We start from the raw sequence: 12,488 nt of genomic DNA on the forward strand, positions 1-12,488 counted from the left end.
GTGGCTTGTCTCACTGCCGGTTCTGTGGAGTGGTGTGTCCAATCGGGCCCCGTTTCGCGGACTTCAGGGTTGTCTTCGCCCTCCGCGACGATCAGGGAGCGCCCGCCATGTCGCCACCGTCGATCCCGCCCGTGCCCGGCTTTCGCGACTCCATCGATCACCCGGCGTCCCCCTCGCGGGCCGACTGCTGTGGGCCCCCGGCCGCGCACAAGCGCGGCCGGGCCGGTGCCGTGCCCAGTGTTCGGTTCTGCCCGGTCGACCCCAACGCCGGGCTGGAGGACAGGCTGATCGCAGCCATCCGGGTGCTCGTGGCCGCCTACACCGTTCCTGGCGATCGCGTCGCGCTTGCGGATGCGGCCGATCCCACCGTGGGCGGGGCGCGGGCCGCGCGCGAGTACCGTGACCGCCTCGTCGAGACCGTCTTGCGTCTCGGTCGGGGCGCCACGGTTGAGCCGCCCCGGCACGCCGCAGGCGATCATCCTCGCGACGGCGATGCGGGCCTGCTCGGTGCTGGGTCGTGGTCCGGGCCCGGACTCGGACCCGATCCCGAGCCTCCGCCCGGCGCGGTCGGGGGACCGACCGCTCGCGCGGCCACCGACCGCCCCTTCGGGCGGCATCCGGACCCTCTGGATTTGATCATCTTGGGGTGCACGCGCCACCCGGCCGACCCCAGTGCGGTGATCGACTGGGCACCGCGGCTGGACCCGAACGGCACCCTCATCGTCCTCACGCACCGTAATCACGCGCCTCACCGAGGGCCGGTCCGATCAGGGTCGCTGCGCCGGATCGCGGCCCTGGCAAATCTGATCTTGACCGACCGGCTGATCCTCGCCCCTTGTGCCCCCAGCACCACCCCGCCCACGCACCCGCGCGTTCAGCGGGCCGTCGCCCTCGGCGGTCACCACCGCCTCCATACGACCGCCCGAGTGTTCCGGCCCGTCATGCCGTCCCCGGAGGCCCGCGATGCCTAAGAACCTCGTGCGCCCCACCAGCGTCTGGGGCACCGGCCAGCGCTCGCCACGCCAGCCGCTCGCGGACCGGCACGTCACCGCCACCCGCTCCGACACCGCGCTGACCCCGGCCATCGCCCGCTGGATCATCGCCACCTACACCGCCCCCGGCGACATCGTCTGTGACCCCAGCCCCGGCCCCGGGCTCGTACTGGCCGAAGCCCTCCGCGCCGGTCGCCACGCCCTCGGCCTGGCCACCCAGCCCCAGTGGGACTCAGTCTTGGAGGCCAACCTCGACCTCGCCCGCCTGGCAGGTCCCGTCGGTACCGCGACCTTGCTGGACGGCGTCGACGATCCGCGCGCCACCGAGCTACCCGGCGCCGTCGACCTCGTGCTCACCGGCCTGCGCCACACGCCTGCCAGCGACCCGTCCCGGATACTCGTGGGCTGTACGAGGACCTCAACGCCGTTGCCGACTGGGTCTGGCCCGGCGGGCACGTCGTGGTCACCTGCCGGCCTTCGTACCGCCGCGGCCAGCTGCTCGACCTGCCCGGCAAGATCCACGAGGTCGCCAACGCGGCGGGCCTTGTGCCCGCCGACCACTGCATCGCGCTCACCGCGCCCGTACGCAACGGATACGTGCGCCCCCGGCTCGGCTCGGCGGGCAGGAGGCACCCGGGAAATAGTGATATCCACGGTTGCTCTACCGCGCACCCCGTCCATATCGACGTGTTGGTCTTCCGCACTCCACATTCGGCGGCAGGTGGTACCCGATGACCAGTCTCTACTACCGTGACCACAACATGGAACTTCACGTCGGGGACGCCCTGGAAGTCATGGCGACCCTGCCGACCGCGTCGGTGGATTGTGTCGTGACCTCACCACCCTACTGGGGGCTACGTGATTACGGCACCGCCCACTGGATCGGCGGAAACCCGCACTGCCGGCACAGCCTCGGTACCACGCCACACCAGCGCCGCACGGTGAAGAAAACCGGTACCGGGCGAGGTCGCTCAGACAGCGCAAAACACTGCCGACGCTGTGGCGCAATCTCACAGGATCAGCAATACGGGCTGGAACCAACGATCGAGGAATACGTTCGCCGTCTCCGCGAGGTGAGCGCGGAAGTGGAGCGACTACTCACTCCGGGAGGAACGTTCTGGCTCAACCTTCGGGATGGGTACAGCTACCACAACAGCGGCACGGGAAGCACCCGTACCACCACGGTCGACGATTCACCGAAGGTGGTTCGCCACAAGAGCCTATTGGGGCTGCCGTGGCGGGTGGCCCTCGATCTCCAACACGACGGATGGATCATTCGCAATGCCGTGGTCTGGCACAAGCCCAACGGCATCCCCGACCCGGCGTCGGATCGGTTCTCCTCCCGCTACGAGGTGGTCTTTCTCTTGGTCAAGCAACCGGACTACTACTTCGATATCAGCCGGGTGCTCGCACCACTCTCACCGAATCGTCCGGCGTCTCGGAAAAGCCGCCGCGGAGGCACCAAACCGTACACGGTCAAGTCACCCTGGAACCCGCACAGTCTCGGCAAAAACCCCGGCGATGTCTGGTCGATCTCCACGCGACCGCTGCCGGAGGCACACTGTGCCCCCTTCCCCCTCGACCTCCCGTGGCGCTGTGTCACAGCCGGCTGCCCCGACAACGGCCGCGTCCTCGATCCGTTCTCCGGCGCCGGCACCACAGGACTCGCGGCCCGAAAATTGGGGCGCTTCTACCAAGGGATCGACCTGCGAGCCGACTACCACGAGATCTTCCTACGCCGACTGGCCGACCACACGGCCGGCACCGCCTGTGACCGGTCCGAGGTCGCCTGACCGGGCCGCAGGCTCGGCCCAGCCAGATCGCACCCCAGTAGCCAACTGACCCTTCCACCCAAATCTGGACCATCGCGTCGACCGTCCCGAATGCCGCGCCGCAACGGATTTCCGTCGCGTACACGTCTGCGGGCTGCCTCGGGACGCTGAGGTCCAGTCGATCGGTGGAGCGCTGGCCCCGACGAGTGCCCTCGTGCAGTCGGGGAGTCGAAGCCCCACCGGACCGCACCCGTGCCGACGCCCCCAGCCACCACAGCGCGCGTCATGGCGCGTGCCCGCTTCCGATCACTCCATCCGCGACCAGGCAAGCGGGTGCCTCGGCTGGGGATGTGTCCGCTGTGTCGACGGTCACCTCAGACCCGCCGACCAGCACCCGCGACCGCCCCTCGAGCAGCGGGCGCGCGGGTTCGGAGCTGCGCCTTTGTGCCCTCACGACACCCACATCACGCCCAACCCACCGAGCAGCGGCAAGGACGACCAGGCAGACACCGCCATCGAGTGGTCCCGTCCCGTCGACAGCGCCGGCGTTACGGTTCCGACCGCGCCGCCACAACCACGCAACACCAACACAGCGCCCAAGAGGACCCGGCAGCGACGGAACTCCCGCAGGACGGGCCACAACCTGGTCGTTCGCGGTGTTCGCCGCGACCCACCAGACAGGCACAAGCTCGCGCGAGTGGTGGCCAGCCTTGCTGCCGACCTATTGAAGGACGAGACCAGTGAGCGAGCAAGCATCACCGACACCGACACCGCGGACACCGCTGCCGCTGAGCGGAAAACACGCCGCCGGGCCGCATAGGCACAGACATTCGCCCTCAGCGTGTCCTGGCACTACGGCTCCCATCCCCAGCCGCTGCCCCGGCACTCGTAAGGGAGACCTAGCGATGTCGCCTGCACCGACTGAACCCGGACGCCGGGAACCGAGGGCTGCGTTGAACAACCTCGACTCGGTCCGGGTAGGAATCTACACCCGGTGGCCATCAAACAGGGAGGACAACTTCCTGCAGTCCTATGTGGAGTCCCGTCCCAGCTGGCACATCGCCCAACGGTTCTCCGACCACGCTTCCGGCGCCACCCTGAATCGCCCGGGCCTGCACCAGGTGTTGGACGTCGCCCGCGCCGGAGGGATCGACATTCTGCTGATAGGCAACGTCCACAGCCTGTCCCGCACGCCAGGCCACCTCGCACATCTGCTCCACGAACTGATCTCACACGGCGTGGCCGTTGAGTCAGTCACCGACGGTTCCATCAATGTCTCGACGCCCGCGGGCCAGTTTCAGGTGCGGACACTGGGCTCCTTTGCCGACTTCGAGGACGAAGTACTCGACGACCGCTGAATCCACACGGCCGTCGCCTCTCGAACCGTCGAACGGATTTCCTCTGCTCACAGCAAAGTGTGGAAGACTGTCATGACCAGCGCCTACGCCGATTCCTACGACGAGCTACAGCAAAATGCCCCCGTCCCCGCCCCGCATTCCTCGGCCGAGAGGGAACCGGGCACGCGTGCGGTGATCTACCTGCGGGTCTCCTCCGCCGGGCAGGTCAAAACCGACTACAACCCCGAAGGCATCTCCATCCCAGCCCAACGCCAGGCGTGCCTGCGCAAGGCCCGAGACCTGGGCGTGACCGTCGTCGACGAGTACATCGAGCCCGGGCGCTCGGCCACCGAGATGACCAAGCGTGAAGCATTCCAACGCATGCTCGCGCGGGTACGCAGCCAGGGCGACGTCGACTACATCATCGTCTACCAGCTGTCCCGCATGGCGCGGAACCGCTACGACGACGCCATCGTCATGGCCGACCTGCGCAAGCGCGGGGTCACCCTGGTCTCGGCCACCGAGCAGATCGATGACTCGCCCGTCGGGCAGCTCATGCACGGCATCCTGGCGACCTTCAACGAGTACCAGTCACGCCAGTCCGGCGCCGACATCGCCTACAAGATGGGCCAGAAAGCCCGCAACGGTGGCACCCTCGGACGCGCCCGGCTGGGCTACCTCAACCACCTCGACCACTCCGACGGCCGCGTGATCCGCACCGTCATCGTCGACCCCGAGCGCGCACCCTTCGTCCCACTCGCCTTCGAGCTGTTCGATACCGGCGACTACACCCTCGACGAACTCGCCGACGAACTCTACGACCGCGGCCTGCGCACCCGCCCCACCGCGAAACACCCCGCGAAGAAGATCTCGATTAACAAGCTCTCGCGGATGCTGCGCGACCGCTACTACCTCGGCTACGTCACCTACCGGGGCGAGGAGTTCAAGGGCCGCCACGAACCCCTGATCACCGATGAAGACCTCTTCGACCGAGTTCAGGACCGACTCAACTCAAGTTCTGCGGCCAAGGAGCGCCGCCGGGTGCACCACCACTACCTCAAAGGCTCCCTGTTCTGCGGACGCTGCCGCCGCGCCGGCACCACCCAACGCATGATCATCCAACGCACCCTCAACTCCAAAGGCGCCGAGTACCTGTACTTCTTCTGCCGCAACCGACAGAACGGCACCTGCCACGCCCCCCACATCAACGTCGCCCTCGTCGAGGACGCCGTCGAGCACCACTACGCCACGATCCGCTTCAGCCCGACGTTCATCCACGACATCCGCACCCAGATCGACACCGTGATCAACGAGCAGGAAGCCTCCACTCGGCTGCTACACCAGCAGATCACCGCCCAACTCCAGGAACTGGACACCCAGGAGAACAACCTGATCGACCTCGCAGCCGACGGAGCACTCCCCCGCACCAAGATCCAAGACAAGCTCCGCGAGATCGAACGCCAACGACGGCACCTCACCCAGCGGCTCGACACCACCAGCGCCGACCTCACCGACAGTGCCCGGCTCATCGACGCCAGCCTCACACTGCTCGAACAACCCCAGGAGCTGCACCGGCGCTGCAACGACGAGCAACGGCGCATGCTCAACCAGGCCATCTTCCACGCCCTCTACATCGACGACGAGGACATCACCGAGGGCGAGCTGCGGAAGCCCTTCGGGCAACTCCACGCCATCCAACGCACCCGACGCACAAACCGAGACGTCCGTCACACCGCGGCTGGCAGCCAACAGGGAGATAACAGCGAGGAGGCCACCCGCCAGGCGGGTGGCCCCTACTCGACCTCTGGTGTCACGACCCTACTCCAGGGCCTGCAATCAGGCCCTTGTTCTAGTAGGACCCCAAATGTGGAGCTGAGGGGAATCGAACCCCTGACCTTCTCGATGCGAACGAGACGCGCTACCAACTGCGCTACAGCCCCGTGCTGAGTGCTCCAAGAGCATACCAAAGCCCTTGGGGCACTCCGGCACCCCCTCATTCGCCGGAGGCGCGGCGGAAGGACAGCGGCTGCGGCCTGTCGAGCTCGTCGAACTCCGGGTCCTCGTCGTCGATCTCCACGATGGTCGCGCCCGGGTGTGGTGTGCGGGGCGGCGGTGCGGGCTCCGCGTCGTCGGCGGGGTGCTCGGCCGGCGGGGCGGCCGGGTGGGCGCGGCCGGTGGTACGGCGGCGGCCTCCGGCCATCCGGGCCATGCGCCGCTGGCGGATCTCCTCCTCGATCCGAACCTGCCGGCGCAGGTAGGTCAGGTAACCGACCAGGGCGAGGTCGATGGCGCCGTGCACCCACCACAGCATGGGCACAGCGATGAACGCGAGCACGCCGGTGGCCAGCGCGAGCAGCAACATGACCAGCACCACTCGCTGCCGGAACTGGTATTTCTCCCGGGCCAGGGCGGCTGCCAGCTCGGGGTCGAACCCGCCGCGACCCGGCCGGTACCGGCGCGGCTCGGCTTCCTCGACGAGGTCGATGCGCTCGTCGTCCTCGATCGGCTCGATGTGCTCGGGGTCGGGCATGGCGAACCCCTCCTCGGCGTTGCTGGGTGGCGCTCCCGGCTGGCGCCCACCGCGCCGCAGGACCCGGGCGGCAAGCGCGGAGTCGGCGGTGCGGTTCACCTCCTGGCGCCGCCGGGCGACCATCGGGACCAGCACGACGAGCCAAGCGACCGCCAGCGCCGCAAAGATCAACGAGCTGGGCATGACCCGCCACCTCCCCCGAACGTCAAGCGGCGCACACGTGCCACCGCCACGCTAGTCACATCCGTCACATCAGTGTCGGAGGCGCGCCGGGGCCCATCCGTTCCCTGCCTGCGCCGTTGATCACTCCCGATGCCCATCGCACGGGAGACGATCATTCCGCGCCATCATGACGTGACCGTTGATCGAGACCGTCCCAGGTGCGCTCCCCTTCCCGCGACCCACTTCACCCGGTCGGCGGGCGCTGGCGGGGCATGAATCCCCAAGACCGCCGTGTCGTCACCCGCTCGCCAGCGTGGCGTCGCCGGGTAGCAATGCTTCACGTTCCGCCACAACCCAGGCGGGCGCGCCTCCTGCGGGTTCGTTCCTTGGCGGGAGCGTTGTCCGGCGGGGTTTTCCACGTTCTCAGGCGTGGCCCGGGGGTGATTTTGGGACAGCTGAAACGAACGATTACGGACGCTGTGCGCGGCCACTCCCGATCAGCCGTGCCACCAGGCCCTCCGGCGCGTCCTCGGTGGTGATGGCGAAACAGAGGTGGTCGCGCCAGGCCCCGTCAACGTCCAGGTAACGGCGGAACAGGCCCTCCTCGCGGAATCCCAGCTTCTGCAGGACCCGCAGGCTGGGCGCGTTCTCCGGCCGCACCGTGGCCTCCAGGCGGTGCAGGCCGGCCACGTTGAAGGCGTGGTCGGTGGCCAGCGCGACCGCGACCGAGGCGACACCCCCACGGACCCGGTCTCCGGCGACCCAGTAGCCGATCCACGCCGAGCGCAGCGCGCCACGCACGATGTTGCCGATGGTGACCTGGCCGGCGAGTTCGTCGTCCACGGTGATGACGAAGGGCAGGGCCTGGCCCCGCCGCGCCATCCCGCGCAGAGCACCCCACTGGCCAGGCCAGGCCAGCACGGTGTTGCGATCCGCCCAGTCCACTGTGGAGGTCGGTTCCCAGCGCTCCAGGTGCGCGCGGTCCCGGGTCCGCACGTGGCTCCAGGCGCCGCCGTCGAGCAGGCGGGGTGGGCGCAACGCGACCCGGCCGACCGGCACGAGCAGCGGGCCGAGCCGGGCCGGCCAGCCCGGGTGCCGTCCGCCCGCCGCCGGCTCCTCCGGGCCACTGTCGACCGGGCGCAACCGCATCAGCTCCGCTGTGCCAGGAAACTGACCTCAACCTCGTCGCCGGCAGCAACATCCGTCGTCTCGGAGTTCACCACCACCAGGCAGTTTGCCTCAGCCAGCGAGGCGAGCAGGTGCGCGCCCGCGGTGCCCAACGGCTGCACCAGGTACTCCCCGCTCTCGGTGTCGCGCAGCAGCTGCCCGCGCAGGTAGCCGCGCCGCCCCTTGGTGGAGGTGATCGGGGCGAGCAGGCGGGCGCGCACCACCCGGCGGTGTGGGTTCCGCTTGCCGAGCGCGGCCCGGATCAGCGGGCGTACCAACACCTCGAACACCACCAGCGCACTGATGGGGTTGCCTGGCAGAAGGAAGACCGGGACCGACTCCGGTCCGAGGCGTCCGAATCCCTGTACCGAGCCGGGATGCATCGCTACCCGGGTGACGTCGAGCTCGCCGAGCTCGGACAGTGCGGCGCGCACCTCGTCACCGGTCGACCCGCCAACCCCACCGGCGATGACCACGACCTCGGAGATGAGCATCCGGTCCTCGACGACCTCCCGCAGCCGCCGGGGATCGGTGCCGACGATGCCCACCCGCGTCACCTCGGCACCGGCGTCGCGCGCGGCGGCGGCCAGTGCGTAGGAGTTGACGTCGTAGACCTGGCCGGGGCCGGGCGAACGGTCGATGTCCACCAGCTCGTCACCCACGGACAGGATCGAGACGCGCGGGCGCGGGTGCACCAGCACCTTGTTCCTGCCGACGGCGGCGAGCAGGCCGACCTGGGCGGGGCCGATGGGCGACCCGGAGCGCACCGCGACATCGCCGGTCTGCACGTCCTCGCCCGCCTTGCGGACGAACCCGGCCGACGGCACCGGCTTGCGCACGGTGACCCGTGCCGGGTGCTCGTCGGTGAAGTTGAGCGGGACGACCGCGTCGGCCAGCGTGGGCAGGGGTGCGCCGGTGACCACGCGTACCGCCTGCCCGGGCTGGAGGCGATGGGGCTGTCGGGAGCCGGCCGTGATCTCCCCGACCACAGGCAACACCACCGGTTCCTCGGCCGCCGACTGCACGTCGACGCTGCGGACCGCGTACCCGTCGACGGCCGCCTGGTCGAAGCCCGGCAGCGCGCTCTCGGCCACCACGTCCTCGGCGCACAGCAGACCCTGCGCCTCCGAGATGGCCACCCGTACCGCGGCCGGCCGCACCGCGGCGGCGAGCACCCGGTCGAGCTGCTCGTCGACCGACCTCATTCCGATCTCATCTCCCGACACCTCGCACTCCCCCCTTACCTCCTGACAGGTCGGCGGGGCGCTACTCCCCCGCCACCCGGTCCCGCAGCCAATCCCGCAGGCCGGGTCCGTACTCGGGGTGTTCCAGGGCGAAGTCCACGGCCGCGCGCAGGAACCCGCCCGGGTTGCCCAGGTCGTGCCGTTTTCCGTGGTGCACGACGACGTGCACCGGGTGGCCCTCCTCGATCAGCAGCGCGATCGCATCGGTGAGCTGGAGTTCCCCACCGGCACCCGGCTCGATGCGATGCAGCGCGTCGAAAACCGCGCGGTCGAGGACGTAGCGGCCGGCGGCGGCATAGGTGGACGGCGCGTCTTCGGGCTTGGGCTTCTCCACCATGCCCCTGACGCGCAGCACGCCCTCCTCGCCGGTGGGCTCGACGTCGAACACGCCGTAAGCGGAAAGCTCCTCACGCGGCAGGTCGAAGGCCAACAACACGCTGCCCCCGAACTGCTCGCGCACCGCGGCCATCCGGGACAGGATTCCGGTGGGCAGGATCAGGTCGTCCGGCAGTAGCACCGCGACCGCGGCGTCGCTGCCGTCGAGGTTGGGCTCGGCGCAGCCGACCGCGTGGCCCAGACCCAGTGCGTCCTCCTGGATGGCGACCTCGACGTCCAGCAGCCCGGGTGCCCGGCGCACCTTCTCCAGCAAGGCGGTCTTGCCGCGGCGTTGAAGGGTGTCCTCCAGTTCCGGCTGCGGCCGGAAGTGCTCGATGACCGCCTCCTTCCCCGGTGAGGTGACGATGACGAGCCGTTGGACGCCGGCTTCGGCGGCCTCGGCGGCGACCAGCTCGATGCCGGGGGTGTCGATGACCGGCAGAAGTTCCTTGGGGACGGTCTTGGTGGTCGGCAGGAAGCGGGTGCCCAGCCCCGCCGCGGGGACGATGGCCGTCCGGATGCCTCGGCTCTCGGTGCGGAACGTGCTCGTCGAGCTCATGGTCAGCGAGCCTAACGGCGAGCGGCGGAGGGGGCCGGGAGGTGCGCCACCGTACCCTCACGTGCCGTGGCGGATCCTGGTACGGAGCGGCTGGACAAGGCGGGCTGGCGGGCACGGGTGCGCGCCGAGCGCCGTGCGTTGCCGCCGGAGACGCGGGCCGCGGAGGCCGGGGCGTTGGCGACCTGGGTGACCGAGTGGGCGGTGGGCCAGCAGGGCACCGCCTGCGCCTACGTGCCGGTGGGGACCGAGCCGGGGTCGCTGGCGATGTTGGAGGCGCTGCACCGGTCCGGCTGGCGGGTGCTGCTGCCGGTGGTCCCGGAGCCGGCGGCCGGCCCGGCGCCGCTGGAGTGGGCCGAGTACCACGGCGAGGCCACCCTGAGGCTCGGGGCGTTCGGGCTGCTGGAGCCGCTCGGGCCGCGGCTGGGCGCGGAGGCGGTTGCAGAGGCCGAGGCGGTGTTCGTCCCGGCACTGGCCGTGGACCGGCGGGGCGTGCGGCTGGGGCGGGGCGGCGGCTATTACGACCGGTCGTTGCCGCTGGCCAAGCCAGGAGCGCTGCTGGCGGCGGTGGTGCGGGACAGCGAGCTGGTGGCCGAGTTGCCGGGCGAGCCGCACGACGTGCGGATGGGGGTGGCTGTCACGCCCGGGCACGGGTTCGTCCCCCTGACGGCGGCCGGGTGAGGGCTGCCGGGAGCGGGGTGAGACGCGTGGGTGCACCCCGGTGCCTGGTGCTGGGTCCGCCGATGGCGGTAAGCCCCGGCCTGTCAGCAAGTTGAGAGGACTGTTGCAGGGCGGCGAGCTGTCCGTGGATGCGTCACGTGACAGGTGCCCGGCCCGACGACGAAGCCAGGCCCGTCAGGGACGTGGGAGGGCTGACAGCAGCACCGGCGAGATCCCCCGGAATGTGCCCCGCATCCTGTGCCCGACTCGTGATCTCACTGAGGATGCAGGCGCGGCCAGGTCCGCGATCATCACGGGTGTGACGTGCGGAAACCTTGGTGGTTCCCGGTCCGTTCGGCGGTGGACCGCGCGCGGCCTGACCGGGGCGAATGCCGCCGTCACCGCATCGGGTGTGACCAGGCTGTGTTTGCGTCCGGAGCCCGGTTCGCGCATTATCAGATTGGCACTCCCATCTTGAGAGTGCCAAGATCTGAAGCCCGCGGAGGGACCAGTGCCGACCTACGCCTACGCCTGCACCGAGTGTGACCACCGTTTCGAGGCGGTGCAGTCGTTCACCGACGCCGCGCTCGCGGAGTGCCCGGAGTGCTCGGGACGGTTGCGGAAGCTGTTCAACGCGGTCGGCATCGTGTTCAAGGGCAGCGGCTTCTACCGGACGGACAGCCGGTCGAGCGGTAACGGCAAGTCGAGCTCCGGTTCGTCGAACTCCTCGTCGTCCTCGTCCACGTCTTCCGCTTCCTCGTCGACATCGTCGAACTCCTCGTCGTCGACCTCCGGCGGGTCCTCGACGGCCGCGGCCGCGTCGTGACGCTGTCAAGCTCCTAACCCTTTCGGGCACCTAGTTATCCACAGCCGCCCCAGTTGTCCACAACCGGGGCGGCCGTGCTCGCTCTCCCCGCAAGATCCGCATAGCGTCGGCGACAACCAAAACGACGTGGGGAGAGACCGATGCACCAGACCAACAATCCCAACCATTTCCAGCCGGATCGCCTCCGGTGGTTGCTGACCAACCGCGGCTGGGGCCGAACCGTGCAGTTCCGACGCCTGCTCGCCGGCGTGCTGGTGTTGCTCGCGGCGGTACTGGCCGTACGTCCGGCCATCGGAAAACCACCCGATAGGGAGACCGCCTTGATCGCCGCGCGCGATCTCCCGCCCGGCACCGTGCTTCAGGCGACGGATTTGGCGGAACGACAGCTACCTCCGGAAGCGATACCAGCGCACGCGTTACGGGAGCATTCCCAAGCGGTCGGCCGGATTCTCGCCGGGGCAGCACGTTCCGGCGAACCGCTGACGGACCTCCGCCTGGCGGGCCCCGAGCTGACCGAACTGGCCACACGGCGCGGTGATGCCACCGCCGTGCCGGTGCGGCTGGCGGATCCCGCGGTCGCCGACCTCCTCCATCCCGGCAGTCGGGTCGACCTCATCTCGACGGTGGAACGCTCACCACCGACGCCACTGGCCAGCGACGCCGTGGTGCTTGCCGTACGCCCACCAGTGCAGGGCGCCGGGCAACAGGGGCGCCTGGTGGTGATCGGTCTACCGCGTGAGGAGGCGCCGATCGTCGCGGGCACTGCACTCACCGAGGGGGTCGCCATTACTCTCCGCTAGACGAGTAATTCCGAAGTCGGGGTGGTCCCTGGAGACAGGCGAAGGGTGTCCAAGATCGGGTTGTGAC

The 12,488-nt window shown here is 69.5% G+C and carries 12 protein-coding genes, 1 tRNA gene and 1 pseudogene; 8 read left to right on the forward strand and 6 right to left on the reverse strand.

Annotation, left to right across the window (positions count from 1 at the left end; genetic code table 11):
* The first annotated feature begins 107 nt into the window (after window positions 1–107).
* The 5 genes and pseudogenes from IEY55_RS28980 to IEY55_RS32370 form a co-directional block, all read left to right on the forward strand.
* Window positions 108–971, forward strand: coding sequence for a hypothetical protein (locus tag IEY55_RS28980; RefSeq protein WP_189061757.1), 864 nt, complete (start codon window positions 108–110; stop codon window positions 969–971).
* Window positions 964–1,746, forward strand: a complete 783-nt coding sequence (locus IEY55_RS28985; RefSeq protein ID WP_229686863.1) for a TRM11 family methyltransferase — start codon at window positions 964–966, stop codon at window positions 1,744–1,746. The genes IEY55_RS28980 and IEY55_RS28985 overlap by 8 nt, the downstream gene beginning before the upstream one ends.
* A complete protein-coding gene (locus tag IEY55_RS28990) occupies window positions 1,724–2,785 on the forward strand; it encodes a DNA-methyltransferase (protein ID WP_189061758.1) in 1,062 nt (353 codons plus the stop codon). Before IEY55_RS28985 ends, IEY55_RS28990 begins: the two co-directional genes overlap by 23 nt.
* 884 nt (window positions 2,786–3,669) lie before the next feature.
* Window positions 3,670–4,122, forward strand: a complete 453-nt coding sequence (locus tag IEY55_RS28995) for a recombinase family protein (RefSeq protein WP_189061759.1) — start codon at window positions 3,670–3,672, stop codon at window positions 4,120–4,122.
* A gap of 72 nt (window positions 4,123–4,194) precedes the next feature.
* Window positions 4,195–5,283: pseudogene (locus tag IEY55_RS32370) on the forward strand (recombinase family protein); the annotation flags it as partial.
* A 153-nt stretch (window positions 5,284–5,436) separates the two neighbouring features.
* Here the strand turns inward: IEY55_RS32370 and IEY55_RS32375 are convergent.
* The 6 genes from IEY55_RS32375 to IEY55_RS29025 form a co-directional block, all read right to left on the reverse strand.
* Entirely contained in the window at window positions 5,437–5,790 is a 354-nt protein-coding gene (locus IEY55_RS32375) for a hypothetical protein (protein ID WP_229686864.1), read from the reverse strand.
* 178 nt (window positions 5,791–5,968) lie between these two features.
* A tRNA-Ala gene (locus tag IEY55_RS29005) sits at window positions 5,969–6,041 on the reverse strand.
* Between the two features lie 53 nt (window positions 6,042–6,094).
* Window positions 6,095–6,814 (reverse strand): divisome protein SepX/GlpR, encoded by a 720-nt coding sequence (gene sepX, locus IEY55_RS29010; RefSeq protein ID WP_189061760.1) that lies wholly within the window; start codon window positions 6,812–6,814, stop codon window positions 6,095–6,097.
* Between the two features lie 447 nt (window positions 6,815–7,261).
* A complete protein-coding gene (locus tag IEY55_RS29015) occupies window positions 7,262–7,942 on the reverse strand; it encodes a GNAT family N-acetyltransferase (protein ID WP_189061761.1) in 681 nt (226 codons plus the stop codon).
* A complete protein-coding gene (gene glp / locus IEY55_RS29020) occupies window positions 7,942–9,165 on the reverse strand; it encodes a molybdotransferase-like divisome protein Glp (protein ID WP_189061762.1) in 1,224 nt (407 codons plus the stop codon). Before glp ends, IEY55_RS29015 begins: the two co-directional genes overlap by 1 nt.
* A 61-nt stretch (window positions 9,166–9,226) precedes the next feature.
* Entirely contained in the window at window positions 9,227–10,138 is a 912-nt protein-coding gene (locus IEY55_RS29025) for a UTP--glucose-1-phosphate uridylyltransferase (protein WP_189061763.1), read from the reverse strand.
* A 66-nt stretch (window positions 10,139–10,204) separates the two neighbouring features.
* Here IEY55_RS29025 and IEY55_RS29030 point away from each other — a divergent pair, with 66 nt between their 5' ends.
* From IEY55_RS29030 to IEY55_RS29040, 3 genes are all read left to right on the forward strand, one after another.
* Complete coding sequence (locus tag IEY55_RS29030; RefSeq protein WP_189061764.1) at window positions 10,205–10,816, forward strand: 5-formyltetrahydrofolate cyclo-ligase; 612 nt, start codon at window positions 10,205–10,207, stop codon at window positions 10,814–10,816.
* Window positions 10,817–11,306: 490 nt separating this feature from the next.
* Window positions 11,307–11,621: an FmdB family zinc ribbon protein gene (locus IEY55_RS29035; protein WP_189061765.1), complete on the forward strand. Its 315-nt coding sequence runs from the start codon at window positions 11,307–11,309 to the stop codon at window positions 11,619–11,621.
* Between the two features lie 140 nt (window positions 11,622–11,761).
* Window positions 11,762–12,421, forward strand: a complete 660-nt coding sequence (locus tag IEY55_RS29040) for an SAF domain-containing protein (protein ID WP_229686865.1) — start codon at window positions 11,762–11,764, stop codon at window positions 12,419–12,421.
* The last annotated feature ends 67 nt before the right edge of the window (window positions 12,422–12,488 follow it).

It is taken from the genome of Longimycelium tulufanense (assembly GCF_014645795.1).
Lineage (GTDB): Bacteria > Actinomycetota > Actinomycetes > Mycobacteriales > Pseudonocardiaceae > Longimycelium > Longimycelium tulufanense.

Excerpts from the sequence above, each read along its gene's own strand:
- IEY55_RS28980 (WP_189061757.1), top strand. The coding sequence starts at position 108 with ATGTCGCCACCGTCGATCCCGCCCGTGCCCGGCTTTCGCGACTCCATC.
- IEY55_RS28985 (WP_229686863.1), top strand. The coding sequence starts at position 964 with ATGCCTAAGAACCTCGTGCGCCCCACCAGCGTCTGGGGCACCGGCCAG.
- IEY55_RS28990 (WP_189061758.1), top strand. The coding sequence starts at position 1,724 with ATGACCAGTCTCTACTACCGTGACCACAACATGGAACTTCACGTCGGG.
- IEY55_RS28995 (WP_189061759.1), top strand. The coding sequence starts at position 3,670 with ATGTCGCCTGCACCGACTGAACCCGGACGCCGGGAACCGAGGGCTGCG.
- sepX (WP_189061760.1), bottom strand. The coding sequence starts at position 6,814 with ATGCCCAGCTCGTTGATCTTTGCGGCGCTGGCGGTCGCTTGGCTCGTC.
- IEY55_RS29015 (WP_189061761.1), bottom strand. The coding sequence starts at position 7,942 with ATGCGGTTGCGCCCGGTCGACAGTGGCCCGGAGGAGCCGGCGGCGGGC.
- glp (WP_189061762.1), bottom strand. The coding sequence starts at position 9,165 with ATGAGGTCGGTCGACGAGCAGCTCGACCGGGTGCTCGCCGCCGCGGTG.
- IEY55_RS29025 (WP_189061763.1), bottom strand. The coding sequence starts at position 10,138 with ATGAGCTCGACGAGCACGTTCCGCACCGAGAGCCGAGGCATCCGGACG.
- IEY55_RS29040 (WP_229686865.1), top strand. The coding sequence starts at position 11,762 with ATGCACCAGACCAACAATCCCAACCATTTCCAGCCGGATCGCCTCCGG.